20 protein-coding genes, 1 tRNA gene and 3 pseudogenes are annotated in these 26,104 nt (G+C 60.1%); 17 read left to right on the plus strand and 7 right to left on the minus strand.

Annotated features, from left to right (window positions below):
• Window positions 1-3 precede the first annotated feature (3 nt).
• On the plus strand, window positions 4-804 hold the full coding sequence (locus tag FHS06_RS09290) for a hypothetical protein (RefSeq protein WP_167048655.1): 801 nt from the start codon (window positions 4-6) through the stop codon (window positions 802-804).
• Window positions 801-2,564, plus strand: coding sequence for a choice-of-anchor G family protein (locus FHS06_RS09295; protein ID WP_167048657.1), 1,764 nt, complete (start codon window positions 801-803; stop codon window positions 2,562-2,564). The genes FHS06_RS09290 and FHS06_RS09295 overlap by 4 nt, the downstream gene beginning before the upstream one ends.
• On the opposite strand, the gene FHS06_RS09300 is transcribed toward FHS06_RS09295, so the two are convergent.
• Window positions 2,551-2,697 (minus strand): hypothetical protein, encoded by a 147-nt coding sequence (locus FHS06_RS09300; RefSeq protein WP_167048658.1) that lies wholly within the window; start codon window positions 2,695-2,697, stop codon window positions 2,551-2,553. The genes FHS06_RS09295 and FHS06_RS09300 overlap by 14 nt on opposite strands.
• 215 nt (window positions 2,698-2,912) lie before the next feature.
• Window positions 2,913-3,194 (minus strand): HesB/IscA family protein, encoded by a 282-nt coding sequence (locus FHS06_RS09305; protein WP_167048660.1) that lies wholly within the window; start codon window positions 3,192-3,194, stop codon window positions 2,913-2,915.
• A gap of 176 nt (window positions 3,195-3,370) precedes the next feature.
• Here FHS06_RS09305 and poxB point away from each other — a divergent pair, with 176 nt between their 5' ends.
• From poxB to FHS06_RS09340, 8 genes and pseudogenes are all read left to right on the plus strand, one after another.
• Window positions 3,371-5,104, plus strand: a complete 1,734-nt coding sequence (gene poxB / locus FHS06_RS09310) for a ubiquinone-dependent pyruvate dehydrogenase (RefSeq protein ID WP_167048662.1) — start codon at window positions 3,371-3,373, stop codon at window positions 5,102-5,104.
• A gap of 33 nt (window positions 5,105-5,137) precedes the next feature.
• A tRNA-Arg gene (locus tag FHS06_RS09315) sits at window positions 5,138-5,209 on the plus strand.
• A gap of 261 nt (window positions 5,210-5,470) precedes the next feature.
• Window positions 5,471-7,207, plus strand: coding sequence for a DNA mismatch endonuclease Vsr (gene vsr, locus FHS06_RS09320; protein ID WP_167048664.1), 1,737 nt, complete (start codon window positions 5,471-5,473; stop codon window positions 7,205-7,207).
• Window positions 7,191-8,813 carry an Eco57I restriction-modification methylase domain-containing protein gene (locus tag FHS06_RS09325; RefSeq protein ID WP_167048666.1) on the plus strand — a complete coding sequence of 541 codons (1,623 nt, stop codon included), beginning with the start codon at window positions 7,191-7,193 and terminating at the stop codon, window positions 8,811-8,813. Before vsr ends, FHS06_RS09325 begins: the two co-directional genes overlap by 17 nt.
• Before the next feature lie 348 nt (window positions 8,814-9,161).
• Window positions 9,162-9,419 (plus strand): annotated as a pseudogene (locus tag FHS06_RS14405) (ATP-binding protein); the annotation flags it as partial.
• A gap of 12 nt (window positions 9,420-9,431) precedes the next feature.
• Window positions 9,432-11,378, plus strand: coding sequence for an ATP-binding protein (locus FHS06_RS09330; protein ID WP_341780039.1), 1,947 nt, complete (start codon window positions 9,432-9,434; stop codon window positions 11,376-11,378).
• Between the two features lie 322 nt (window positions 11,379-11,700).
• The gene (locus FHS06_RS09335; RefSeq protein ID WP_167048670.1) at window positions 11,701-12,618 is read left to right on the plus strand and encodes a hypothetical protein; all 918 of its coding nucleotides are present in this window, start codon (window positions 11,701-11,703) and stop codon (window positions 12,616-12,618) included.
• 290 nt (window positions 12,619-12,908) lie between these two features.
• Window positions 12,909-13,340 carry a hypothetical protein gene (locus FHS06_RS09340; RefSeq protein ID WP_167048672.1) on the plus strand — a complete coding sequence of 144 codons (432 nt, stop codon included), beginning with the start codon at window positions 12,909-12,911 and terminating at the stop codon, window positions 13,338-13,340.
• 330 nt (window positions 13,341-13,670) lie between these two features.
• On the opposite strand, the gene FHS06_RS09345 is transcribed toward FHS06_RS09340, so the two are convergent.
• Entirely contained in the window at window positions 13,671-14,873 is a 1,203-nt protein-coding gene (locus tag FHS06_RS09345; RefSeq protein ID WP_375138696.1) for a hypothetical protein, read from the minus strand.
• Window positions 14,874-15,630: 757 nt separating this feature from the next.
• On the opposite strand from FHS06_RS09345, the gene FHS06_RS09350 reads away from it, so the two are divergent.
• The 4 genes and pseudogenes from FHS06_RS09350 (at window position 15,631) to FHS06_RS09365 (ending at window position 18,453) form a co-directional block, all read left to right on the plus strand.
• The gene (locus FHS06_RS09350) at window positions 15,631-15,963 is read left to right on the plus strand and encodes a hypothetical protein (protein ID WP_167048676.1); all 333 of its coding nucleotides are present in this window, start codon (window positions 15,631-15,633) and stop codon (window positions 15,961-15,963) included.
• Window positions 15,960-16,388, plus strand: a complete 429-nt coding sequence (locus tag FHS06_RS09355) for a hypothetical protein (RefSeq protein ID WP_167048678.1) — start codon at window positions 15,960-15,962, stop codon at window positions 16,386-16,388. Before FHS06_RS09350 ends, FHS06_RS09355 begins: the two co-directional genes overlap by 4 nt.
• 287 nt (window positions 16,389-16,675) lie before the next feature.
• A pseudogene (locus FHS06_RS09360) lies at window positions 16,676-17,407 on the plus strand (AAA family ATPase).
• 74 nt (window positions 17,408-17,481) lie between these two features.
• Entirely contained in the window at window positions 17,482-18,453 is a 972-nt protein-coding gene (locus tag FHS06_RS09365; RefSeq protein ID WP_167048680.1) for a hypothetical protein, read from the plus strand.
• A 464-nt stretch (window positions 18,454-18,917) separates the two neighbouring features.
• On the opposite strand, the gene FHS06_RS09370 is transcribed toward FHS06_RS09365, so the two are convergent.
• Window positions 18,918-19,250, minus strand: coding sequence for a hypothetical protein (locus FHS06_RS09370; protein WP_167048682.1), 333 nt, complete (start codon window positions 19,248-19,250; stop codon window positions 18,918-18,920).
• A gap of 299 nt (window positions 19,251-19,549) precedes the next feature.
• Window positions 19,550-19,909: a TetR/AcrR family transcriptional regulator C-terminal ligand-binding domain-containing protein gene (locus FHS06_RS09375; RefSeq protein WP_167048684.1), complete on the minus strand. Its 360-nt coding sequence runs from the start codon at window positions 19,907-19,909 to the stop codon at window positions 19,550-19,552.
• A gap of 353 nt (window positions 19,910-20,262) precedes the next feature.
• Between FHS06_RS09375 and FHS06_RS09380 the strand changes: the two genes are divergently transcribed.
• The gene (locus FHS06_RS09380) at window positions 20,263-20,625 is read left to right on the plus strand and encodes a hypothetical protein (RefSeq protein ID WP_167048686.1); all 363 of its coding nucleotides are present in this window, start codon (window positions 20,263-20,265) and stop codon (window positions 20,623-20,625) included.
• Window positions 20,626-20,821: 196 nt separating this feature from the next.
• Here the strand turns inward: FHS06_RS09380 and FHS06_RS09385 are convergent, their stop codons facing one another.
• On the minus strand, window positions 20,822-21,187 hold the full coding sequence (locus FHS06_RS09385; protein WP_167048688.1) for a hypothetical protein: 366 nt from the start codon (window positions 21,185-21,187) through the stop codon (window positions 20,822-20,824).
• A gap of 243 nt (window positions 21,188-21,430) precedes the next feature.
• On the opposite strand from FHS06_RS09385, the pseudogene FHS06_RS09390 reads away from it, so the two are divergent.
• Both FHS06_RS09390 and FHS06_RS09395 read left to right on the plus strand, forming a co-directional pair.
• Window positions 21,431-21,688: pseudogene (locus tag FHS06_RS09390) on the plus strand (ferritin family protein); the annotation flags it as partial.
• 130 nt (window positions 21,689-21,818) lie between these two features.
• A complete protein-coding gene (locus FHS06_RS09395; protein ID WP_167048690.1) occupies window positions 21,819-25,319 on the plus strand; it encodes a carboxypeptidase regulatory-like domain-containing protein in 3,501 nt (1,166 codons plus the stop codon).
• Window positions 25,320-25,364: 45 nt separating this feature from the next.
• On the opposite strand, the gene FHS06_RS09400 is transcribed toward FHS06_RS09395, so the two are convergent.
• The gene (locus tag FHS06_RS09400) at window positions 25,365-26,084 is read right to left on the minus strand and encodes a potassium channel family protein (protein WP_167048692.1); all 720 of its coding nucleotides are present in this window, start codon (window positions 26,082-26,084) and stop codon (window positions 25,365-25,367) included.
• Window positions 26,085-26,104 lie beyond the last annotated feature (20 nt).

Below are 26,104 nucleotides of genomic sequence, written 5' to 3' on the forward strand. Positions count from 1 at the left end.
ATCATGACCCGCTCACCGAGACGTGCTTCGCGCGTCGGCGTCGCTGTTCTCACTCTTCTCGGGCTCGCAGCGATTGTTTTGGGGTCGACAGTGGTTGCGGCTCGGGCGGAAGCCCTCCTTCCCGTTATTCCCGAGACGGTGTCTGATGGCAGGCTGATCCTGGCTGCCGCACCCTACCCGGAAGTCGAATTCGTCGTCTCGCCGGGTGAGCCCACGCACTGGATGATTCAGACAGCTCTCGTGGGGGAGGAGCAGGGCCTTCTTGAGTTTCAACTTCAGAAGACTGGCGAGCTTGTGGAGCATCCGCAGGGGCTGCACGTGACTATGGAATTCTGCGACATGTCGTGGGTATCTTTTCCAGAAGCACCGACGTGCCCCAGCGGTTCTGTCGTCGTAGCTAACGCAACTCCTCGTGAAGATTTTCGTGAACCTTGCCCGAGAGAATCACTCGGTGTTCTTCGTGAAGGAGCGCCGCGTGAGTTTCTCGTCACACTGAGCGTGGCCGATGATGCGGACACGGAGATCGTCGGTCTTCCCGGGGAGGTCGGAATCGGCTTCATCGTGTCGGGAGATGACGGACCCATCGCGGTGGAGACTGTTGGGGGAACGTCCACCGGCGGTACTGGAAGCACGTCGGGGAACCCCGCGGCTAGTGATGCGGCACGACTCGCTTTCTTGCCCGCCACGGGCGGTGGCGAGGCGATCGGGTGGATGGTCACCGGACTCGTCGTTGTGGGTTCTGGGCTGATCATGCTGGTGATCGCTCGCCGCATCTCGCGCAATGCGCGGCGGGCACGGTCATGAACGACCGCGAGCGCCCTTCTGCGCTTCTGGGGTCGATCGCCGTCATCGCGGCAGCGGGAGTCGTGTTCCCCACCGCGTCGGTGGGTGCATGGAGCGATGAGGAATGGGTGCACCCCGCATCCGTCGGAACCTCACAGATCGAGTGCGGTGCAGATACCGGCTACGCGGCGGAATCGAATGCCCGGTTTTTACGCGGCGACCTGCTCGGGGTCGATCTTGACCCGCTGGTTGAGCTCAAGGGAGTCGGGCTGGCAATGGATAACGGTGGCTCGGTGACGGTTGATCCGGGCAGTGCCGCGAATCTCGGCGCGACACCCCCGGCGCACAGTTACGCCAACCCGCTTTCGCTGGGGGTCATTTCGCTTCCCATTCTTGACCTGAGCCCGTTGCAGATCGGCCTGCCGGTGGGAAGCCTGGGCGCTGTTAACCAATACGCGAGGGTTAACGGGCACGGGTCGGGTGCCGCGGCTGCTGGACTCGTGAACAACAGCGGCGCCGTCTTGGTGTCGGCGATCACCCCCGATGATCAGCTACCTGAGCCTGCGGTGCTCACTCTCGACTCTTTGTTGCCTGGCATCTCGGGGATCGCCGGCACTGACGTGCGCATCGGAGCTGTGGGCTCAAGCTCGCAACTGGACTGGTGTGATGCGCTCCGGTCCGATATCTGGGGTGATGGATCGGTCAGTGGGGTCTCACGCGACTACGGGGTTGCGTCGCTAGAGCTCGACATCGATAGCCCGCTCGTTGCTGGTTTGGGTAGCTCGATCACATCCACCGTGCTCCCCGGGCTGCAGACCGATCTCAACGCGCTGACCGGTGTCAACGGGCTCATCTCCAAGATATTCACGGATGCGCTCGCGCCGATCGTTGCGGGCCTGAACCTGGGCGCCACCACTGGTGATGTCACACTCACCGGACTCGACTTCACCGCGGTATCGGCTCTTCTCGACGACAACCTTGTGGGAGATGGCGTCAGCGTCGATCTTGTTAGCGGGCTCGTGCATGTTGATCTGGAGTACTTCATAGGTGCGCTGAACGACCAACCAGCGAATACCGAATTGGTGCTCGACGCCGGTGTCGTGTCCAGCATCCTGGCAAACACGACCGCGCTGCTGAACAACTGGCGTGCGGCAGTATTTACTACCATTCAGGATGCGGTGTATGCCGCGACGCTGACCATCGACCTGAGCGTTGTGGTGTCGTCGCCGGCGATTGTGGTGGCTCTCGTACCTATTGGCGCGACGAACATCGTGCGGGTCGATCTCGATGCCACCGCCACGATTGGCAGCATCATCGGTGGTGGGTTGGTGCTCGACGTCAACGTAACGGCGCTGTCGAATGTCACCCTGATCGGCACCATCCTGAACGCCATTCTCGGCATCACGCTGACGACGCTCACCAACTCAATCCTCGCGCTCGAGACGAGTCTCGTCGCTCCGATCGCCGCTCAGGTGACGGCAACCGTGAACGGCGCTCTCGACTCAGTCGACACGCAACTGGTTGATCTCGTTGCTGCTGTGCTTGGCGCGGTCTCGGCTGTGCTCACTGAGTTGCCCAGCATTTTGTCTGTCATGGTGAACGTTCAGCCGGATCAGCCGGGCGCTCCGCCGGGGACGAGCTTTATCGCAGAATCCGGACTCTCAAGCGCACAGCACGCAGTAAGTGCGCTGCGCCTCGGGTTGGCCTACGGTCTTGCCCCCGGCGGTGTTGCAGCGTTCGACCTCGCGACATCCAGCGTGGGACCGATTACCGCTCCATGACGCCGTGAGGTTGCCGCGAGTCGTAGTCGGCTCGTTCGGGGCGTGCGCTGTAGCCGTCGCGGATCACCGTGATGATCGTTCCCGAAACCGCCGCAAGAACTAGTGCTGCAATGAGGCACAAAAAGATGATCATGGGCTTCTCCTTTGGGATCGATACTTCGATTCCAAAGCACGGATTGGAGTGCTTCAAGAAGCCAATTGCGCCCGTGTGGCCCTACGCGGTGCTGTGCTCGCAAAAAATCAAGTGTTAACCCGGGCGGTGGATGCCACGGCATCCTGATTGGACTGCTACCCAGACACAGCACAACGCCCCCGGATGAACCCGGGGGCGTTGTGTAAAAGACTGCGTTATGCGGAAACGCCGAGGGCGAATCGAACCGATCCGTCTTCGGAAACTTCTGCATCGAGGATGCGGTCATCGAGCGCGACCTTTGCGACCTCGTCGACGAACACGCGTGCGCCGTCAGTTTCGACGACGGCATCTGTTTCTTCGGGGGCCTGCACGAGTGCGAGCTCGAAGCCTGAGTTTTCGGCTCCGGTGTCTCGAATGCGAAGACCACCGGTTTCGGTGGGAATCTGTGCCGTGATGTTCTTAACAGCGCTTGCTGCGTTCTCGGTGAGCGTGAGCATAAAAGCTCTCCTTCCGTGGATTGCTGCGGGGTTGGCTACGATTCCGAGAATTGGGGCGTGACGCAAGCCACAGCCACTTCTGCCAGGCAACTCACATGTTCATTACGGTGCCCTACAACAAGGGGATAAAAATGCAACCCCTGCCTCTCAGCGTGCCCGCCGCGTAGCGTGGAATCATGGCCGATTCGATCGCAGATCTGTTCGTCGACACACTCACTCGCGCCGGGGTGAAACGAGTGTGGGGTCTTCCCGGAGACTCCCTCAACGCCTTCACCGATTCGATGCGCACCCACGGCTCGCTGGAGTGGATGCACACCCGGCACGAAGAGGCAGCAGCGTTCGCTGCCGGTGCCGAAGCCGAGGTGACCGGCGAGCTCGCTGTCGTTGCGGGTAGCTGTGGCCCAGGAAACCTGCACTTCATCAATGGGCTCTTCGATGCGCAGCGCTCCCGGGTGCCGGTGCTGGCTATCGCCTCGCACATTCCGTCGTCAGAGATCGGCAGCAACTACTTTCAAGAGACCCACCCGCAGGAGCTCTTTCGCGAGTGCAGCGTCTATTGCGAGCTCGTCTCTGATCCGTCGCAAATGCCGTGGGTGCTCGAAACCGCCATGCGCGCAGCTGTCGAGCGTCGGGGTGTTGCCGTTGTTGTGGTTCCGGGGGATGTGTTCTTCGCCGATGCGCCCAAGCGCCGGCCGTCGGCTGCGATTCAGGCGTCGTCGTCGCACACTGTGCCAGCGGATGCCGTGCTGGCCAAGGCTGCGGGGCTCTTGAACGACGCCGAGAAGGTGACGATTCTCGCCGGTGCCGGAGTTGCCGGGGCTCATGCCGAGGTGCTCGCGCTCGCCGAGAAGCTGCAGGCGCCCATCGTGCACGCGTTCCGCGGCAAAGAGCACATCGAGTACGACAACCCGTACGACGTCGGGATGACGGGGCTGCTCGGGTTCGCATCGGGGTATCGCGCCATGGAGCACTGCGACGTGCTCCTGATGCTTGGCACCGACCTGCCGTATCGCCAGTTCTACCCCGAAAAAGCGACCATCATCCAGGTAGACATTCGCGGCGAACAGCTGGGGCGACGCACGCCAATCGACCTGGGGATGGTGGGCGACGTTAAGGCGACGGCATCCGCTCTGTTGCCGTTGCTTTCGGGGGAGCGAAGCGATGCGCACCTGAGCGACAGCGTGAAGCACTACAAGAAGACGCGGCGCGAGCTTGACGGTCTCGCCAACAACGACGGCAAGGCGCCGATTCACCCGCAGTACGTGGCGCGGTTGCTCGATGAACTGGCCGATAAGGATGCCGTTTTTACCGCCGACGTCGGAACGCCCGTGATTTGGGCGGCGCGCTACCTGCAGATGACGAAAGAGCGCCGGCTGATCGGGTCGTTCTCGCATGGGTCGATGGCTAACGCCATGCCGCAGGCGCTGGGTGCTCAGGGCGTGGATCGTTCGCGGCAGGTGATCGCGCTCGCGGGCGATGGCGGACTCTCAATGCTGATGGGCGATCTGCTGTCGATTCGGCAGAACAATCTGCCGATCAAGATCGTAGTGTTCAACAACTCTGCGCTCGGTTTTGTCGAGGTGGAGATGAAGGCCGCGGGTCTCGTAACCTACGCCACTGATCTGGACAACCCGAACTTTGCCGCCGTCGCCGAGTCGGTGGGGATGACGGGGATTCGGGTCGAGGACCCGAACGATCTCGAGGGCGCGCTGACGCGCGCGCTCGCCGACCCGGGCCCGGTGCTCGTTGATGTGGTTGTGGCGCGCGAAGAGATGTCGATTCCGCCGTCGATCACTGCCGCCCAAGCAAAGGGCTTCGCGCTCTATGCACTGCGCACAGTGATGTCGGGTCGCGGCGACGAACTGCTCGACCTCGCCGACACCAACGTGTGGCGCCGAGTGTTTGGTTGATCAACCAGCACGGCGGCTAGAATTGTGGCGCCAGCCTCTGTAGCTCAATGGAAGAGCAGTTCCGTCCTAAGGAAACGGTTGGGGGTTCGAGTCCCTCCAGGGGCACCGTGTGATGAGTCGGGACATAGGTCTCACTTGAGTCGCGACATATGTGTCATATGTCGCGGGACATCTGTTATTTGTGGGGACATCTGCCGGGTGGTTGTTGTTGGTTTCGCCAGTAGCCGCGGGTATCGAGGCAGCAGACGATGGGACGATCCGTGCGGTCTGCGAGATAGATCGCTTGACATTATGTCCTGAAACTCAAGCCGGTAGACGGGCTCCAGGGCTCGAGCTTTTTGCCCCATCCGAGTAGAGTCTTCAGTGATGACCATGGTAGAGCTCGACCCCTCACAGCGACCCCATGAGGCGGTCGAATCACTCCAAGCTTTGCGCGTGGTCAGCCTGTTTAGCGGGATCGGTGGGTTCGACCTTGGTCTACAGCGGGCGGGGCATGAAGTCGTGGAAATGTGCGAGTCGTGGGAGCCGGCGCGTCGCGTGCTTGCGGCCCAGTTTCCTGACATTCACGTAGATGAGGACGTTCAGTTCTACAGCCCTACGGTGGAGTTCGACCTGCTGACAGCAGGTTTCCCTTGTGTGGATCTGTCTCACGCCGGGTCTCAGCGTGGCATTTTTGGGGCGCAGTCTGGGCTCGTTGAGCATGTCTTCCGGATCGCTGCGCAATCGAGGCCGAACTGGATCTTGCTCGAGAACGTTCCTAACCTTCTGAAGCTTCAGAAGGGTGCGGGAATTCGATACATCATCGAATCGCTGGAGAGACTCGGATACTCTTGGGCGTACAGAGTGTTAGATTCTCGGGCGTTTGGCGTCGCCCAGCGCCGCAACCGCGTCATCGTCCTTGCCTCGCTGACTGGTAACCCTCGCGACGTGCTCTTGAACCAAGACACGTCTAAACAAGATCAACCGCCCGAGCACGTCGATGCCGACGCGTCTGGTTTTTATTGGACTGAGGGTCGCAGGGGAGTCGGTCTCGTCATCGGTGCTGTGCCCACCCTAAAAGGCGGCTCGACATTAGGGCTGCCGTCAGCACCAGCGATTTGGCTGCCGAAAGCCCCGCAAGGTCAACGAATTGTCCTGCCCTCTATCGAAGATGCAGAGGAGCTCCAGGGGTTTGACCGTGGTTGGACAAAAGAAGCCGATACCGATCAGAAGCGAAGCTATCGCTGGAAGGTGGTAGGAAACGCAGTCACTGTCGGGTTGGCCGAGTGGCTCGGTGCACGGCTAAGTTCCGCATCAATCGGTGAACCGAACGAACTGAGATCGCGGGTGCCTCACAATCTCGTGAAGCCTTGGCCCGATGCTGCATTTGGAGCGAATGGTGAGGTATGGCGTTCAACTGCATCAAGGATGCCGATCGTCGATGCAGGCAGAGCGCTCGTGGATGTCGTGGACCCTACGAAGACGACACCTCTCTCCTTTCGCGCAACTAAAGGTTTCCTTTCACGTATTGAGGAGTCGGGCATAGTTATTCCCGACCGATTCATGAAGGACCTGGAGTCGCACATGGCGCGGTTGCGCGAAAGTGTTAACGTCCGAACCCCCCAAGACCCTGAGCTTCCCGACGGATCGGGGGCTACCTCCGCAAGCGTTCGCAAGCGAATGCAGGCCAATAGGCCGAAGAACACCACGCCGGAAAGAAAGTTGCGTAGGGCTTTGGCTGATCGCGGAATGAGGTACCGGCTGCAGGCTCGGCCAGAGCAGGATATGCGGTGGAGATCGGACATCATCTTCCGTGGTGCGAAGGTGGTTGTCGATGTTCGAGGATGTTTCTGGCATGTCTGTCCAATTCACCAGACTCGGCCGAAAGCAAACGCTGAGCGGTGGGCTGAGAAGCTCGAACGAAATCGCTTGAGGGACCTCCGCATGGAAAGTGAATTGATGGCCCGAGGCTGGATGGTCATAACCGTTTGGGAGCACGACGACGCGGTTGTAGCTGCGGTCGAAATTGAAACCGCCGTGCGTGCACGGCGCACGACCAAGAGGCCAACCGTCAAAGTCGACGCGAATCGAGACGGGGAAGAACAATTTGTCCGGGCAGGTTGAGGCTTCGCCTCTTCCGGGCGTCGTTTACACGAGGCCATGGGTCGCTCGTTTCATCCTGGACCTCGTCGACTACCAGCCTCAGGAAGACCTAAGCGCCGGCCTCGTCATAGATCCCGGATGCGGCGACGGGACGTTCTTGGTTGAGATTGTCAAGCGGCTACTCGAATCGTCCAAAGCCTATCGTCGTTCGCCAGCGACATTAGTTGATGCCATTCGAGCATTCGATATCGATGTGGCCGCCATTGCTGTCGCAAAGGAGCGAGTAGGACGAATCTTGTCCGATGACGGTGTAGCCGCTGAAGTGGCGGACTTGCTTGTCGGTGCCTGGATTCGGGAGGCTGATTTTCTCCTCACGCCCACCGATAAACTCAAGGCCCGCTGGATTGTCGGCAATCCGCCGTACGTTCGCCTCGAAGACATCGATGCCAAGACGTACAAGAAGTATCGCGACCGATGGTCTGCAATGTCAGGGCGCGCAGACGTTTACATCGGGTTCTTCCAGGCCGGACTCTCGTTGCTCGAAGACGGCGGACGTCTAGCCTTTATTTGTGCTGATCGTTGGATGCACAACCAATACGGCTCTGCACTTCGACGCGACGTGATCGACAACTACGCGATGGATCTTCTCCTGGAGGTACATGATGTCGATGTATTTGCTACTTGTGTGGCGGCCTATCCAGCCATCACAGTCATGCGGAATGGCCGGCACAAGTCGACCGCGATGGCCACTGCTCGAGCGGGGTTTGACGACAAATCCTCGAAGGCCTTGTCCGAGTGGTTTCAGGACCACGAACGCGAGTCAGTGGGAATCACGGAAACCAACTTCTCCGCGGCGCTCCTTGACGGACCCTTCGAGGCGGCTTCGAGCTGGCCCTCGGGGCCCCCGGAGCGATTGTTTCTCATCGCCGACCTTGAACGGCGCTTTCCGTCGATCACTGAGGTTGGTGTGACGATAGGTGTCGGGATGGCTACCGGAGCGGACAAGGTCTATGTCGTAAAAGGCGACATCGATATAGAGCCAGAGCAGCTCAAACCGGCGCTCGGCCCCTCTGACTTAGTTGACGGGAAAGTCAGCTGGAGTGGGAGATTCATTGTGAGCCCCTGGGCTGACGGTAAATTGATTGACTTAGACGATTTTCCGAAGCTCAAGGGCTACTTTGTCAAGAATCGCGTGGTTCTAAGCGCCCGGTACGTGGCGCGGCGCAAGGACGGCAAATGGTGGAGGACAATCGATCGGCCCCGGCCGGACGAATATGCCGATCCGAAGCTAATCGTTGCCGATATCAACGACCGGATTGAACCTGTCCTAGACAAGGATGCTTACTGGCCTCTGCACAGCGCCTACTTTATAAAGAGCGACTCCTGGGACCTCGAAGCACTCGGGGGCTACCTCCTTTCCGACGCAGCCGCAGCATTCGTAGAGGCATATTCAGTAAAAATGGCAAACGGCCACCTCCGGATCAGCGCCCAATATTTGAAGAGGATTAGAGCACCCCACTATGAGCAGATACCCGAGTCGACTCGAGTCGACTTGATATCGGCCTTCCGAAATCGCGACAGGGCGGCCGCGTCTGCGGTTGTGGCGACGCTCTTTTCGGTGATGTAGCGGAGCGTCACATTTCCGCGCGTATAAGTAGCGTGATTCGGGAAGCTAGGGTTCTGAGCCAGATGAGGTGTGTGATTCACCAAATCAAAAGTGGGGGCTCAGCAGTTCGGACTGGTTCCCGACGTCCGACTAGCCAGGAACGGGAACTACATAGCATGACGGGCATCCGTTCTGTCGCTCTATTAGAGTGCGGCATGATGACGCGTGGACATTTCTCGGATACGTTGAATCGCGGACTTATAAACGGGTCCGCTACGAAACGGGGCCACAAGTTTGACCACCTACAATTTTACCGTTGATGCCGCCCTGTTGCGCGAGCTCGGAGAGCGACTTGTAGGTCGACCGTATATGGCGCTCGCGGAGCTGATCAAGAATAGCTACGACGCAGATGCGACAGATGTCGAGATTCGATTCGACAATGGCACTATTTCCGTGGCGGACAATGGCCATGGCATGTCCGAACACGATTTCGCTGCTCGTTGGATGCGTGTAGGGACTACTCGCAAAGTTCAGCAGTCTGAGTCGCCGGTCTACAAACGAGCTCTGACTGGCTCGAAGGGCGTAGGACGGTTGTCCGTGCAGATTCTAGGGCGACGAACGGAAGTTCGATCTCGGGCGTTGACTGATCCGGCCGACGTGGGCGGCCCGCTTTCGAAACCAATTGTCGCTCATGTCGACTGGGATGCTGCGGTCAATGAGGGCGAGCTCACGTCTGTGAAGGTCGAGGTCAATTCGCCCTCGTCCCTTCCTGATTTTCCTGCCTCCAAACAGCACGGGACGGTCGTGTCGATTTCTGAGCTTTCCGACGAGTGGGGCGCTCAAGAATTCACTCGACTCGCTCGCGAGATCTGGGCACTTAGACCGCCTTTTGACGATGAAACAGGTACGGGCATGCGAATCGCTCTCCGGACCGGTTCTGATCTTATTGACGCATCATTCAGGGAGCAGATGACTGCGATTCTCGATATTTGGACTGCGAGAGTAACGGGACGGCTTCTTCCGGTCGGTAGGTCTGTTGGACACGATGGGGTCCTGCCGCCACGCTTACCTGCACCCTTCGAGGATGGAGAAGGCGACAGCACTGTCGCAGCCGGTGCGAAGAGACGGCCGGATCGTATTCTCCGAGTCGATGTCGAAATTCAAGGTGGCAGCAAGCGAACTGTTCACTATCTTGTGCCAGCGTCCGCTATCAGCAAGGTCCGGTTCGACATCCGGATATTTTCGCTCCAGAATCGTCAGCCGCACAACATTTCGGTCAACGACGCGCGCGACTATCTCCATCGGTTCGGCGGGGTCAATTTGTTCGATAGTGGGTTTCGTCTGCCTTACTACGGCGTGGACCAGGATTGGCTCGAGGCCGAGCGTGATCACGGTCGACGACTAGACCGCAGTCGGCTCGTGCCTGACGCGCTGCAAGTAAAAAAGGGACTGCTCGATCTACCGGCGAACGCTCGCATTTACGGCGTTGTGCAGATATCGACGGCTGAAGAAGCCAAATATGCAGGAGGTAAGGGTGCGACTAATGACGCGCTTTCTATCCAGGTCAGCCGGGACCGTCTGACTGACAACGCGGCCTATCAGCAGCTTCGAGTTCTGGTGCGCGCGGGCCTTGACCTCTACGCGATGGAAAGGGCGAGAGCGAAGCTGCTTGACGTGACGAAGCTTCGTGAGCAGCGCCAGCGTACGCCATCTGAGTCCCTCGGAGCCTTAGCGGCGAGCGTGGAGCTTGTCCGTGATGAACTTCCTCCTGATAGCTATGAGACTCTTCGTTATGCCGTCGACGAAGCGTCGAGTGCTATCAAGCTCGCCGAGGCTTCGTCCAGTGCTTACGCAAGTCTGCTTGGTGCTCTCGCCACGGCCGGGAGCACGTCGCTGGCGTACGAACATGAAATCAGTAAGCAGGTCGCAGCACTTCATGATCTTTCCGTCGATCTGACAGAAGTGGCGCAATCTCTCCACGGTGCCGAGGCTGGCCGCGTGCGCAATGCCGTTGAGCGAATGGAAGAGTGGCAAGAGCGGATAGCGGGGATACGTGCGGTGTTCGGTCCGCTGCTTAGCAAGGAATCCAGAGATACGGTCCAAAGATATAGGGCTCGTCCGACGGTGCGGAAAGTGGTTCGTGAGATGCAGCCACTGGCCAGCGGCATCGAGGTTGATGTCACAGGCATACCGAACGATTTGATGTTCCCCGCCGCTACCCTCCCGGCGTGGACTTCCATCCTTCAGAATGTCTTCCTGAATGCGTATAACGCACTATCGGACACCGCCGATCCGGTCATCAGCGTCGTCGGAAGCCGAGGCAAGACCAGATCAAAGCTCTTGGTTCTCGATAACGGAGTCGGGGTGGATCCCGAGGCCTCTGAGAATCTATGGGAACCGTTCCACCGGGAACTTATGCTCGCTCCGGAGAAGGAGGCGGCTGGTTTGGGCGGAATGGGGCTGGGCCTCACCATTGTCCGAATGATCGCCGACGAGGTTGGCGTAAAGGCTCAGTTTGTTACGCCACCGACAGGTTTCAACACCGCACTTCAACTTGACTGGAGAGAACCTCGCGATGATCGCTAACGTATTGATCTGCGACGACAAGACTGATCGAGCGGAACGCTGGAAGACTACGGTCAAAACCCATCTACCTGAAGCGCAAGTGGATACTCTGACGGGCGCTGGCCTTGCTGACTTGCTGACAGAGTTGTCGGATGCGGAGGATGAGGCGCGTAGGGGCAATTCCTTAGACCACGAAACACGTCCGCGTATTCAGCGCGTTGAGCGAGCCCACCTTCTAATCCTCGACTCTGACTTGTCGCCGGCCCCAGGAGACCTTGACTTGCTCCAGGACTCTGAACGGGGGGCCGTCGCTTCTACCCTCAGAAACGGGTATGGCGATGACGTGGCTCGACAGCTCCGGAGTTATACGGCGGCCCCCGCAATCGTCGTAGTCAATATGTTCTGGGCACGACATGCCCGTCCAAAAGTATTCGACCTGACCTTGAATCAGAACGCCACGGCGATCGCTGATCTCACGATCACGGCCGGCGAGTTGGCAGATGACATGCTTTGGGGGAATGATGCGGGCAGAGACGATTCGCCCTACCGCCCGTGGCAACGGGCGACCATCCCGGAGGTAGTCGAGACATTCAGGCGTTCCACGGAGGCCGGTGCGAACCTGAACCTGGATGCGAGCGTGCTTACGGAACTCGATATTGATGCGTCACGACTGATGCCAAGTCAGTTGGACCCGTTCTCGAAATCGCCCGAGACGCTCACGTTCCGCGATTTTGCTGACAGTTCTCTCGGATTCAAGTACACGGGTGGCGGTGAAGGGGGAGCGACGCACGACGACTCCTGCGTAACAGCCATGGCGATCTCGGCTATTAGACGTTGGCTGGAGCGATTCGTAGTCCCAAGCCAAACCGTACTGCTTGATGCACCGCATCTCGCCGAACGCTACTGGCGGGTCATCAGCGCAGCTTCTTCCGATCTCTCAGCGCTCGACAGGTTTGCAAAGCTTGGCTGGGATGACGATTTCGATGCTATGCAGCCCGCTTTGAAGAAAACCGCCGAGCCCTACGTCGTGCGCCCAGTCTTCGACGACACTGCCGCCAGGAAACTTGCAGCAGCGCAATCTCGTTTGAATGTGGAGCCGAGCGGGTCTCTCGATGCTGCGTTTGCTGAAGACACCTCGAGGTTCCGTCTACTTGACGAGCTAGTGCAGTTCCCGACGGACGTGTCCGGGGAGTTTAAGTACCGCTGGTTGGAGGGCCTTGAGGGGATAGGTTACGAGCCGTCGAACAGGTTGCTTCTGTGAGTCGGGCGAGTAAAGAACTGGCCAAAGTTCAGGCCGTTGTGGGAGCTTGGTACCAGGCGGGACTAGCCGTTGTGACGAAGTCAGATGCGGCCGCGGAATTTAGAAATATGTTTCCTCCCATTGGTAACGGGGACCCCTCACAAAAGATCAAGGCGTGGGGGAAGCATGGCGATAAAGGATCGTGGCACCCAGTTGACGGTTACTTCAGTGCACAGCCAGTTACGACGCCTGGGCGGGACGGCGAACCGGACCAGACGTTGTGGCCCCTCATAGGGTTTCAGCTGAGAGAAATGGCTGGAGCGGTCCAGCTGATGATTCGCGTCGTGCTCTGCGCTGAAGATGACGAGGGGCGTGTTGATGGCTGGGGCTGGCGCTTCGACTCGGCGGATGCTGACAGCGGGGCCAATTCTCACCCGTATGCGCACGTTCAACACATCACGACGTGGGAGCCCGGATCACAAGGGTTTCGATGGCCAAAACTAGGCGGTTTCAACGTCGACGAGACTGGCGAGCCGGTTGAGCATCGCAAGACCACGCCAGAAACAAAGCCCGCCGTTCCGCTTTCGTGCACGGACGCTGGCGGGCTAGTGGTGGCCGCCATGATTTCTCTCTACGGTTCCACTCGGACGGCGGAGATGCTGAGAGCTGTGTCCCAAGCGGACTCTCAATTTCGATCACTATGCGGTCAAGAGAAGGTGGGCATTCTCGACCGAGACAACTGACGGACGATTATTCACCGCCGGCCAAGCGAGCATCTGCCGGACCCATCTCATCCATGACAGGGGCCTTTACTGCCTTAGGATCTCGCCCAATCGTGTTCAGCGAAAGCCGCTGCTCCTAGCGTTTTCGAGATCAAGCGATCTCACTGCTACTCAATGGTTGAGCACCTAGCGCTATCCCTCGATGCTTCAAATGCCAAGCGACCGTGCTGCGGTGCATGACACGTCGCTTCTGTAACTCGTAGACAGAAGCGTCGGCGGCGCGATATTCGCCGACGAGCTGGTGGGTTTGCCGTGGCCGCGAGTAGGTCGTCGTGGGGGCGGCCAGACCGACTAGCGAGCTAGGCCCTGGCGATGTTGTGGATCCGGCACACCGACAGTGCGTAGTAGGTGTAGGAGCTGGTCAAGGATGGTGTCGAGGCCCGACCAGTCCTGTGACGCGACGACTCTGGGGTTATCCCTGGCGGCCGTAACCTTAGAGCGAAACGCTTTTTGAATCGCGTCCTTCCCTATCACCTCGCCCTGATATGCGCCGAGGGTCGCGTTGTAGCCTTTCCACTGCACCGGACGGAGCCAGCCGGTCTTAGGGTCGGTGAGCACGTCGGTGCCTAGATAGAGCTCGATCGATGCCGAAGTGCCGTTGACGTTCATGGGCTTCTCACCAGCCGGCCCCAAGGTCGGGTATGCCTCGCACAGTTCAATGTTCGAGTACCGCTGAACCACGATGTGGCCAGACAGCTGCACCTTCTTGAGGGCGAGCATCGCCTCCTCCGCCGCGGTGTCGTTATCGAGCAGGGCGATCGCCCGGTTTGTAATGCCCGCGGCGTGGAACGATTTGGCCGTGCTGACGGCAGCACCCGCTCCACCCGGGGCGATTCGGAGCTCGTAGAATCGAATGAATTCCGTGAGATGGGGACGTCGTATCTCGACGGCTGCCCGGAGGAACTCCGCATCGGTCACGCCCTCAGTGATGACCACCGCAGGGGTCAGGTTGAGGAATGTCGAGCCGAACATTACGGTGGCGGCGGCCTGCGGGTCGAAACCCTGCGCATCGAGGTAGCCGCCGAGCTCCAAGTAGCTCAGGTCCAGCGTGATGAGCTCGTCGGATTCGCATACCTCAAGCAGCGCCCGCAAGAGCCATCTCGGGTCGTAGTCCTCCCACAGCGCCCTGAGACCGTCGAAGTGAGAAAGGTCCCACGTGCGCTCGTCGCGGGACATTCCATGCGGGGCGCTCAACGCCACCGCAACGGCATGGACCCACGTCTTGAGGCGCATCGATTGGAGTATGCCGAGCGTTCTAGTGTCGTCCTCGTCGATGTCGGCCCGCTCCAGTGCTCCGATGCGCTGTTCGACGGCATGTGCGAGACAGGATTCCAGCCCGTCATGTGATATGCCGAGTGCATCTAGGCGCTCAGCGAGCACCTGAGCGGTCGTCGTGAGGACGAGTGTCGGTGCGAGGTGCGGGTCTCCGTCTTCCTTTAGCGGGTCATAGACGACGTCGTCCTTCGTGAACAAGAAGAGAAAGGACGGGTCCACTTCGCTCTTCCAGAAGAACGCATCATGTCCGCGAATACGGAGATCTGCCCAAGTGCCCACCTTGTAACTCTAAGTGCGCGAGCCAGTACACCTCCGTCACGGTCCAGAGAACTTTTCATCGAAGTGATGGTGTTGAGTGACTCGTCCATAGCTAGTCGGCGGTAATTACACCGCGGCCACGCGTGCCTGCCGCAGTGGGCCGTAGAAAGCCGCAGCAGTCGGGTGCAGAGGCCGCGTCGACGAACGCTGGCTGGGGTGACGTTGCGGGTGCGCCACGAGCAACAATCCTGGAGAGCAACGGGAGGGACGACACGACGGCGTGGGGTAGACGAGGAGCGACCAACCCAAATCACCAAGAGAAGTGATTACCGAAACAAGATGAGCATCAAGAGCAATCTGGAGCGATGTAACAAGGGAAGAGCAATGCATTCAGACACCATTCGGCGAGGCCGTGAACCGAGCATCATCTCAGAGCACCGCGCTACATGTACCTCTAGTGCTTAAAAATTCCTGGCTAGTTAGCAAAATTACTCATACCCTGGCGCCATGCAGGGAATGCTGCAGCGCTGGGAGAGAGGCGCCGGATCCGGTGTGGTCAAGTGATCAATCGACTACGCCGTCAAGGGAACATGCGACGCTGATCTCCACCTGACCACCGGATCTGACGCGCTTGAGCTGTACAGCAACTCCGCCGATTCGACCGTCAGCCGATTCGTGGTGACGGATGGCGCCACTCACGTGGACGAGCTGATGGCGAGTGCACTCCGGGTGTGGCTACGCGGTCACGGGGGAGGAGCGCGGAACCCAGCGGCTCAGCGCAGACGCCGCCCTCTTGCGCGATGCAACGCTCAACCACCCCCAGTCGTACAGCATCGCCGCGCTGCTGCATCCGGACCTGGCGCTTGAGTTCGAGTCGCTGCAGGACCGCCGGCGTGACCGGATCCTGACCACCTGGCTAAACGAGCTCAATGCACGTCGCGGCCACGGGGGACTCATCCGAGAAGACATCACCCGCATCGAGATCCTTGAGCTTGACCACCGTCGCGCGCGCTCGACCCGTTCGCCCACCGTCACCTTTGGCTCAACGTGAAAGTGCTCGGCGCCGACTACAAGTGGCCCAACGTCGACTCCAGGGTCGCGATGAAGCTACATGCGTTCATCAACGCCGAGGGCGATCTCGCTGAGCGCAGCGACCCGCACTGGGTCGCTGCGCTCACCCGCCACGTCTTTGCGCTCGACGGGCTTACGAGCCTCGATGACCGGCTCACTCTCAACCGTGCACCTGTGCCGCTCCCCTTAAACCTGATCGAGGCACTGGACGTGGACCTACTTGCGGACGCCGCAGTCGTTGATGTGGACGAGCGGCCCACCCGCTCCGGCGGCACGTTCAGTTCGTTCGACCTCCGCGACGGCGCCGTGCGCACACTTTCACGCAGCGGCGTCGTCGCGCCTCGGCGAGAGCTGGCCCCGACGATCGATGTGATCGCAGAGCAAGTACACCGCAAGTACGTGTGACTGGTGAAGGACCCTGACATCCCACGCCATGTGAAGGCATTCATGACGACTGAAACCATGCGCCTGAAAATGCACCTCGCCAGTCGACTCGACGCTCTCGCAACCCCCGGGCCGCTCACTCCTACCGCAGGAGCTCCGTCAGGCTGCGGCATCCCTGGAGGTTGTCGACCAGCCGGATATCTGGCAGATCGCTACCGCGGGCTCGATCGCGGGGACGGGCGGGCTCGATCGCGGGGACGGGCGGGCTCGTCGCGATCATCGGGCCGGCCGGTGCTGGCAAGACCACCATGCGGCGCGTCGCGCGGAGAGGGCAGCGTCGGCTAATTCTGGTCGTCGCGCCAACCCGCAAGGCGGCGTCTGTCGCCTCACGCGAGATCGGTGCCGAGGTGTCCAGCCTGCATGCTCTGCTCGCCGACCATGGCTAGCGCTGGAGCGCGGCAGCCGGTGCCCAGGTGGGGACGCGGCTGTCGTTCGGCGAGTCGGACTCAACCACCGGGGTCGTCTGCAGGGGGCCTTCGAGGTTCGAGCTTCGACGCGGGGATCGGATCGTTGTGGATGAGGCAGAAATGTTTGACCTGCAGACGGCTCCCGCGCTTGTCGATCTCGCTCTTGAATGTCGCGTAGGCCTCGCATTAGTCGGAGATCCGTACCAGGCGCTTCCTGTCGGGCACGCGGGAGCAACGGCATCTGCAATGCGCTCTGCGGCTGCACCCGTCGAGCTCGACACCGCTCACCGGTTCAGCGGTCCCGAGTGCGCGGCACTCACCCTTCGCATGCGCAACCCGAGCGACCGGGACGGCGCTCTCACTATTGCGGGGGAGTTGTTCCGGCGCGGCCAAGTGCAACATGTGCGGTGCGCGGCAACCTCGCGATTGAAGCGAGCGCGCCGGAGGCTGCCGAGCCCGAGCGCGTTTGGCTGCCCCGGAGGAACACCGCGGACATCGGAGAGACCGGCCGCAGGTCGACGACGCGGCCAAATCAGTCCGGCGCGCGGTCGACGCGTCATTGGCCGTCCATAGTTTTGCTCTTCGAAGGGCAGGGCGGCAACCGGACCGCAATAGTCGACTAGCGCCAGTTCAACTACGGTGCATGTATGACGGTAATATCCGCGTTCCGGTTCCCAATAGAGCAGAACTTCATCGTTGGAATGACCGATGCCATCTGCATAGCGCCGAGCGACATCACTACGGCAACTGACGACTTTCCCAAGTTGGAGAACTTTCCGGTCTACGCCATTGCGCGCCGGCCACGTCTCTCCATCGTCGACGTTCGGGGCGACACACACGAGCTGCACGTTGTCATCAAGAATCCAGACGGCGATGAGCTGATCATCACATTTGAGGGTTTTGAAGCCAAAATGTTGGTGGAGGACGGCGGATTGTTCTTCGAGATTCAGAGTACGGCTGGAGAGCGCCTGGCATACGGTAGACCCGCTCAGCTGCTCACACTGGAGGGCACACCTACCCGGTTGCAAGACCGTCGAGAGCGAGCTGAAGAACCATTGCTCGACGAATCGATGCTGGATCTTGAGGTGCTATACATCGGCAAGAGCGACGACGAAGAGGGTGCGGTGGAGCATCGACTCTTATCTCACAGCAAACTTCAGGAGGTGCTCGCCGATCATGTTGATCACGCCCCCGGCTACGAATTGTGGGTCATCCCAATGCGGTTCGGTGCGAAAAATACGGTCTCCATCATTCACGGTCATCAAGCTGAGCTAGAGCTCGACGTGGATACGGTACTAGCGAGAATCAATCCTCCTTTTGAGCGCGCGACCATGGTAGCCCTGGCTGAGGCTGCCGCGATCAGACTTTTCGATCCTCCCTACAACAAGCACTATCGAGGGTCATTCCCGAGCCTCACGCACCGGAGCTACAACGAGGTTTTTCCATCCGACTACAACGGATTGGGGATCACGATCGATACGTTTGGCTCGATCTGCTGTCGACTTTGGAGCGACGCCCGCTCGGCCGACTTCATACATGAGGCCGTGTGGCCGCTCGACCCAACAAATCGGAAACCCCTCACGACAGTCGACGACATCCTCGCGCTCTTCGCTGATTGAATGCATCAAGCCCCAGTGCTCTTTGATGATCCACGCCGGAAGGGGCGTCTTGTTCCCGCTGCTTATTCTCAACCGCGAGGAGCCGCGAGCTGGCGGGCGCTGCGCTCCGCGCGCAGTGTCGTCTTGATGATTCTGTTCCCAGGCGCCACTTGCTTCCTTTGAACTGAGCGCGGTCGTGAGGTGTGTGAGAGTGCTAAGACAATGGGCGTAATTACTTCTTTCCGCGGCATCCTCGGCTGAATTGACGGGGCACGACTCCTGCCAGCTTTGAGGGAGCACATGCTTGATCGCCAGTTTTCCCCCGCTCGACCTGAGCCTGATTGGTTTCCGTCCGCTGAGCATCCTCGATCGTCTCGGTGAGCATTCGGAAGCACGACCTTGGCGCAACCACAACCCTCTCCGACATCGCCGCACCAGGTGCCCAGAAATGACAGCCTCTCTAGTGCGGGTCGGGCTACGGCGGTTCAGTTGAGGACCAATTTTCGTGACGGTGTCCAGGAGCGCCAGCGAAGAATTCCAATGACAACGAGCAGGGGCACCGCGATGCTCATACACGAACAGATCACCGCAGCGGTCGTGAACGTGCGGCGCGTCGTCGTAGGCTCGCCATCCACCCTTGACAACACAATTCCGGCGAGCACTAGCACGAAGTCTGCGAATACGGCGAAGAAACCGCCCGCAGTAGCGAAAAAGACGTCCATGCCTTCGAAGGGGTCAATCGCAGCCGAGTACATACATGTCTGTGATCCGGCTCCATGGAAGTAAATCGCTGGTGTAATTGGACGCGAGGTGGTCACTTCATCCGCTAGGCATGACCGGGGGCTGGGTGGTTCATGCCTCAACAAGTTGACGTGGTCGCCACAATCGGCTTTGACGGGGATCGCGTACTTGCTTGCAGGCGCAACAGAGATAGAGCGGCGGGCGGCAAATGGGAGCTCCCAGGGTGAGGCCGACAACGAGATGTGCGGGCACCGGGCTCACTCAAGTCTCCTAATCGCTACGCCGAACTAACCTCGCGCCCGTGCCCGTAGAGGAATCCATCTACGACATGCTCTGACCCAAGCTCGGGCGCCTGCATCCCGGGGGCCGCGCGCGCCTAGATTCCGGCGGTCACCAACGGAGCGCGGAGGTGCGTCAGCAAGACCAGCGGATTGGCAGGGGCGAGGGTGCCGCGCGCCTGGTGGGCGGCGATCACAGACGCCGCATTGATCAGGTTGGGCTGCAGGGTTGACATCACAGCGCGAATCTCGGGGTGTCGCGGAATCTCGGTGATCAGCACCGCAACCGCAGCGCCATAGGCACGGTTTGTCGTTTCGTAGGCGGTCGCAATCGCGAGAAGATCAGCCCTCGCATCGTCGCTGGCGTGTACGTGCGCAAACGGAAGCGCGGCGAGTCTCTCGCTGAGCGCCGCGCTGATGAGTGCCGCTTTCGTGCTGTAACGGCGAAATAGCGTCACCTCATTGATCTCGGCACGGTTGGAAATCGCCCGTGTGGAAGACTATTTCGCAGGGGGTCAGCGCATCGGATCTCTCCAATCTGCTGTCCGGGTAATGTGCGTTGAAGCATCGATCTTTACGCGCGCGGGAGGTGCTCACAGTCATGGCAAGCCGGTCTCTAGTCGCAGCTTGAGCTGCCTCCGCATGTGCGGTGGCATGTCTGGTCGCGCTTGTGCTGACGTCTTGCGGGAACGTCTGGGCTGCGGAGGGAAGCTCGAAGCGCAGCGCCACTCGTGGTATTGCGATAGGAACGGACAACGCCGCCCTTATCTTCAGTGACGTCGTATTTGCGTTGCCGCCCGGAGGCGTTGCAGTGACCGATCTCACCCCAATAGCGGAGAATATTCTCCTCACGCCCGAAGAACAGGCCACCGCTGTCGATCTTCGACGTGCGCCAACCATCTACGGCTTTACCTCGACTCCGAGCGCGGCTGTCATTGACGTCTTCATTCCTTCGGCGGCGAGCACTAACGCGGGTCTCTACGCCGAGTCCACGAGCCTCTATGGGTGCGGAGAACTTCGCGCGGACCAAGACGGTCGAGTGGTAACGATCAAAGACCTAAAGTGCCCTGACTGGCTTGTTACGCGGAACCCCGACGATGCCACGGAGGTATCGCTTTCAGAAGCGGTGAGTCAAGAACTTGAGAAGAAGGACGAGTGGGTCGAGGGAAGTTAAGGCTGCGCATCCCAGCATCCCAGCATCCCGAGTTTCCGCGAATGCTAAAGCGAGCTGGCGAGCGAACGTCCCTAAAAAGCGCGTGAGAACGACGCCGCAAGCGCCCTGGTCCTCGTTCTAAGGACAGCACCTTGAGTGCGAGTCGGTCTACGACTGTGCGGTTGACGACCGATTTCCGTGCCGGTATCCAAGAGCGTCAGCCGGCAATGCCAGTGATTGCGAGGAAGGGCACCGCGATGCTCATGCACAAACAGATCACCGCAGCCGTCGTGACCGTGCGACGCGGCGTCGTTGGCACGCCATCCGCCCTTGCCATCACAATTCCGGCGAGTGCTAGCACGAAGCCGGCGAAGAGGGCGAAGAAACCGCCTGCGGCAGGGGCAAGGACGACCAAGCCTTCGATGGGGTCAGTCGCAGCCAAGTACCTCGCGAACGCGATCATCCGCCAGGCCGCCAGGGTGGCGCCGATTGATGTGACGAGCAGGACAGCCGCGCCCCAGACCATACCCGTGCGATCTCGATTGGGCTGCCACGCCGGCGGCATTGGTTCAAACTCAGACACGGCCCAACCGTAGCCGTCGGGTTGCCCGCAGCAGATAACGATTCGTCTTCGCCGGGTCACGTTCCGGGGTCCTTACGTGTTCGCGAAGCGATCGTCTGGCGCTCGCTTCCCTCATGAAGCGCGGACTCGCGGTGCTATAGATGGAACGCCGAAATCAGCAGTCCGGCATCGCTTAGTCCGACGATGATCTGCACGAATTCATCCGCAACATTTGTGGAGTTTTACTGACAAGAGGTCCGCACTTTTGCGCGCATGTGCGCGAGCTTGTCTGAAGAGGCTGAAGCGATCGGATGGTACGACCAGCGCATTGCCGTTGAGAAGGATGCGGTTGCCAAAGCGATCATGAATGACTCGCTGGGAGAGGAGTACAAGCACTTCAGTATGGAACTCGAATTCCTGCTGCGCGCGAAGCCGAAATGGCGCGAAATCGCGCAGGGGATTCTGTTCAAAGACGGCGACATAGTCGCGCACGGCGAAGACGCAGAAGAGGTCGCTGGGTAGCGCGACGACCTCTCAAAGAAGCCACGTGGTGCAAGCCAAATAGTCGCCGCAGCCGCGATCGAACATCGGGCTACCTGCTGTAGCTCCAAATGTGGTGTGATCAAGGCATCCTTCTTGCCTGCTTTCACCCGTGGAGAATCGATTGTTCGGCACCGACGCCCCTGGCATCTCTGTGCGCTTCCTCCTCCGGGCGGCGCTAACGGCGGTTGTTGCCGTTGCTCTCGCGGTCTCAACGGTGCAGCCAGCCGCTGCAGAAGTACTGGCGGCGCCCGCGACTTCGGTGTCTGGCACGGTCACAGGCGCTGAGGGCCAGCCGTTGTCGGGTGGTCTCGTCTACCTGATGAAGGAGACCGCTCCCTCGTGGTCGTACACGGCATACGCCGAGACAGACGCGAACGGCGCATACCGTATCGAGGGCGCGGCCGCCGGTACCTACACGCTGAGGTTCTTCCCGGTGAATGGGCACGTCGGTGAGTGGTGGAATAACGAGGCCGCGGATTGGGCCGCGAAATCCTTCGAGCTCACAGCCGGCGCGCAACTGGTTGGTATGGACGCACAGCTCTCGACCGGCGCATCCATCTCAGGAACCGTAACTGATACCGCGGGTGTCGTCGTCCCCCACGCAACCGTCCACCTCTACGGAATGTCAAGCACCTGGCGATGGCTGAAGACGGTCGTTGCCGATGATGCGGGAGCGTATAGCTTCGGCGTCATCGATCCGGGAACGTACGCCGTCAAGGCCACACCGTTGCCTGAGACTCGACTCGTCGACCAGTGGTGGATCGATCCAACACAAAGTTCTACGAAGACGCGCTTTCAGGTCTCGCGTGATCAGACAGTCACCGGAATTGATGTACAACTGCCTTACGGCGCTCAGATTCGAGGCACCGTCACCGACCAGTCGGGCGAGCCACTCCGAGACGCGATCGTCGCCCTCTCCGCGCCGGCAAACATTGAGTACCCCAAAACGGCCCCGACCTTCTCCACCCGCACCGACAGCGAAGGGGGCTACTCGTTCGATCTGCTCAAAGCTGGTGAGTACGCCCTCGATGTCCACGCCGCCGAGGGGGCGAACTTTCTCTCCACAAGCTCCCGCGGGTTGATTGTCGGAGCGGGCGAGATGATCGCAGGTAAAGACTTCGCGTTGCAGGCAGGAGGGGTTGTTTCCGGCACCGTCACTGGCCGCGGTGGATTGCCGGTTGCAGGTGCGCGGGTCCGTCTATCATCCAAGGATTCCGGCGGTTTCATCGGCGAGGCATTCGCCGATGAAAATGGTGTTTACCGCATCGAGAAAGTAGTGGCCGGCAGCTACTCTCTTTACTTTTCCGAGCCGGCCTCCGGTGGCATGGGCGGCCCGGGCGGCAACCCCGACCATTTTGATCAGCAGTGGAGAGATTCACCAAACTCTTCCGCTAGCAAGTACTTCGACGTCGCACCCGGTCAGCACCTGTCGGGTATGGATGCTGCTCTGATACCCAAAGCAGCCATTTCCGGCACCGTAACCGACGCAGATGGCAACCTACTTTCAGCTGATGTCTCGCTCTACTCTGTCAAGGATGGTCAGCTCACGCCCGTCATTCATCCCGTTCGCCGTATCGACGGCCAGTACCGCATAAACGGCCTTAGCGCAGGCACGTACACGCTCAAATTCGCCGCTGCGAACTACCTCGCGCAGTGGTGGGGCAACGCACGCGAAAAGTCGCACGCCCAGACATTCGAAGTAGGTGCGGGTCAAATACTGACGGGTGCGGATGCCGTGCTTGAGCTTGGCGGATCGATCACTGGAACCGTCACACAGAAAGATGGCACACCCGTGCGGTCTGGCTTCATATCCGTGTACAAGGTCGGAGACGACGGCCCCGAGTTATTTACGAACCAGCTCACCGACATGGACGGCCGATACCTAATCGGCGGTCTCGCAGATGGCGACTACACCATTCGGTTCAGTTCACCCTTCAGCGGTGCAACCTTTGTGAAGGAGTGGTGGAAAGACAGTCAGGATGCCGAACACTCCAGCATCATCCGGGTCGTTGAGGGCGAAGCATCCGTTGGTATCGATGCCAGCCTTGCGCTCGATTCAGTTCGCGTATCTGTCCCCGTTGTGTCAGGCACGGCCGCGATGGGTGCAAAGCTCACGGCGAGCGTTTCGCGGACGCCGACCAGCGCGGCGCTCGCCTACGAATGGCGCGCCGATGGCGTTGTCATCGAAGGGGCAACCGACAAATTTTTGACGCTTCAGGCGGAAGAGGTCGGCAAGAAGATCACGGTGCGAGTCACCGGATCAGATCCTCGTTATCTCACCGGGGCGGCTGTGTCGGAGGCCACACCGGTCGTGGCTGCCGCAAAGCTCCGCGCCGAAACTCCGTGGATGTCAGGCTCGCCGACGACAGGCGGCACGCTCACCGCGCACGCAGACTACTGGACTTCGGGCACCACATTCACCTACGAGTGGTTCGCGAATGGGGTGGTGATCGCGGGCGCTACGAGTGCCAGCATGGTGGTGAAAAGCACGCATGCCGGAAAGATGATCAGTGTTCGCGTCACGGGCTCAAAGCCGGGCTATTCGTCGGTGCGCCTCGCATCCCCTCTGAGCTCGGCCGTCTATCTCGCTCGCACGCCGACCGTGACGGGAACGCCGATTCTCGGATCGACCCTCACAGCCAACTCGGGCACCTGGACGGCGGGCAGCGCCCTCAAATACCAGTGGTACGCGGCTGGATCGGCCATTAAGGGCGCCACGTCGAGCAAACTCAAGCTCACGAGCGCCCACGCCGGCAAAGAAATTACCGTGCGCGTGACCGGGTCCTTGACTGGATACCTCACAACAGCGCGCACCTCAGCGCCCACGGCCAAGACCGCCACTGTGGCCACCCCCACCATCAGCGGTGCAGCCGCCACAGGGGTGCCGCTGACAGCGAAGCCCGGAAAATGGACGACGCATACCTCCTTCACATACCGGTGGTACGCGAACGGTGAGGCGATCGCGGGGGCTACGGCATCCACCTTCACGCCAACGAGCGCGCAGGCCGGTAAGTCGATCAAGGTCAAAGTGACCGGGTCGCAATCGGGCTATCCAACGGTCGCGAAGGTGTCGTCATCGACGAAACTCGTCTACCGTGCCGCCACCCCAAAAATCTCTGGGACCGCCGTTGTCGGGTCGACCATGACGGTCGTGCCAGGTAAATGGACGACCGGGACGCACTACAGCTACCAGTGGTACGCGAACGGCAGCCCGCTTAAGAACGCGACGTCGTCGACTCTCAAACTGACGAGAGCGCACGCTGACAAGCAAATCACCGTGCGCGTCATAGGTGGGCTTCGCGGGTACCCAACGCTGCCCCGTGTGTCTTCGGCGACGTTGAAGGTAATGACTGCGGGCTCCGTATCCGTTGCCGGAAAGGCCGCGGTCGGATCGACCCTGACTGCGGATCGCGGCACGTGGGCCAAGGGCACAGTCTTTACCTACCAGTGGTACGCGAACGGTGTTGCCGTCTCGGGTGCGAAGTCGCGCGAATTCACGGTGACCAAGTCGCACGTCGGCAAACAGTTGGCGGTGCGCGTGACGGGAAAGTTGCCCGGGTATTCGACCATCGCGAAATACAGCGCGAAGACCAAGTCCGTCACGAAGTAGGTCGCGTGCATGGCCGGGCCGAGGCATCCGTATTCTTTGCTGTCGTCACTTCACCTGCAGCGCGCGGATCATGTCTTTGAGCTCAGCTACTTCGCCGCGCAGCTCGTCTACTTGAGTCGATGTGGCCGCCGTCGTCTTGTTTGCGTCGTCTGAAACCTTCTCGACAATCCACGAGGCGAGCGTCGCTGTCACCACACCGATAAGCGCAATTCCGCCGACCATGAGGCCTACGGCAACGATGCGCCCGGTGACTGTGACCGGAAAATAGTCGCCGTAGCCGACAGTTGTGATCGTGACGAATGCCCACCACACGGCGTCGCCGAGGCTCTGAATCGGGCCGCCGTTGCCTCGCTCGGCATCGAGCACCGCGAGCCCCGCAACGACGATGGTGAGCGCGGTCGCCCCCACCGTGTAGATCATCACCTTGCCACGCAGCACGTTGCCTGCTCCGCGCTGAACGATCGCGAGGATGGTGAGAAATCGCATGAGACGCAGCGGACGCAGAAGGGGAAGAGCAACGATCGCGAGGTCGAGGAGGTGGTGGTAAAACCACTTCCACCTGTTTTCAGTAATGACGAGGCGAACGACATAGTCGATGGCGAAAATGCCCCACGTCACCCAGATCGTCACCTCTGTGGCGAGCCTCACGGTATCCGTCGCCGTAACGAGAATCTGCACCGCGTATGCGATGAGAAACAGCACGGCCGCACCCATCAGTGGCCATTCGGCAGCTTTATCCCAACGCTCGAGCCGTTTACCGTACATGCGCTCTCTGCTCCGATCAG

The sequence above is a fragment of the Microbacterium halimionae genome (assembly GCF_011761265.1).
Lineage (GTDB): Bacteria > Actinomycetota > Actinomycetes > Actinomycetales > Microbacteriaceae > Microbacterium > Microbacterium halimionae.

Bases quoted from the DNA above. Each gene is read 5' to 3' on its own strand.
- FHS06_RS09290 (WP_167048655.1), top strand. From the start codon at position 4: ATGACCCGCTCACCGAGACGTGCTTCGCGCGTCGGCGTCGCTGTTCTC.
- FHS06_RS09295 (WP_167048657.1), top strand. From the start codon at position 801: ATGAACGACCGCGAGCGCCCTTCTGCGCTTCTGGGGTCGATCGCCGTC.
- FHS06_RS09300 (WP_167048658.1), bottom strand. From the start codon at position 2,697: ATGATCATCTTTTTGTGCCTCATTGCAGCACTAGTTCTTGCGGCGGTT.
- FHS06_RS09305 (WP_167048660.1), bottom strand. From the start codon at position 3,194: ATGCTCACGCTCACCGAGAACGCAGCAAGCGCTGTTAAGAACATCACG.
- poxB (WP_167048662.1), top strand. From the start codon at position 3,371: ATGGCCGATTCGATCGCAGATCTGTTCGTCGACACACTCACTCGCGCC.
- vsr (WP_167048664.1), top strand. From the start codon at position 5,471: ATGACCATGGTAGAGCTCGACCCCTCACAGCGACCCCATGAGGCGGTC.
- FHS06_RS09340 (WP_167048672.1), top strand. From the start codon at position 12,909: ATGGCTGGAGCGGTCCAGCTGATGATTCGCGTCGTGCTCTGCGCTGAA.
- FHS06_RS09365 (WP_167048680.1), top strand. From the start codon at position 17,482: ATGACGGTAATATCCGCGTTCCGGTTCCCAATAGAGCAGAACTTCATC.
- FHS06_RS09400 (WP_167048692.1), bottom strand. From the start codon at position 26,084: ATGTACGGTAAACGGCTCGAGCGTTGGGATAAAGCTGCCGAATGGCCA.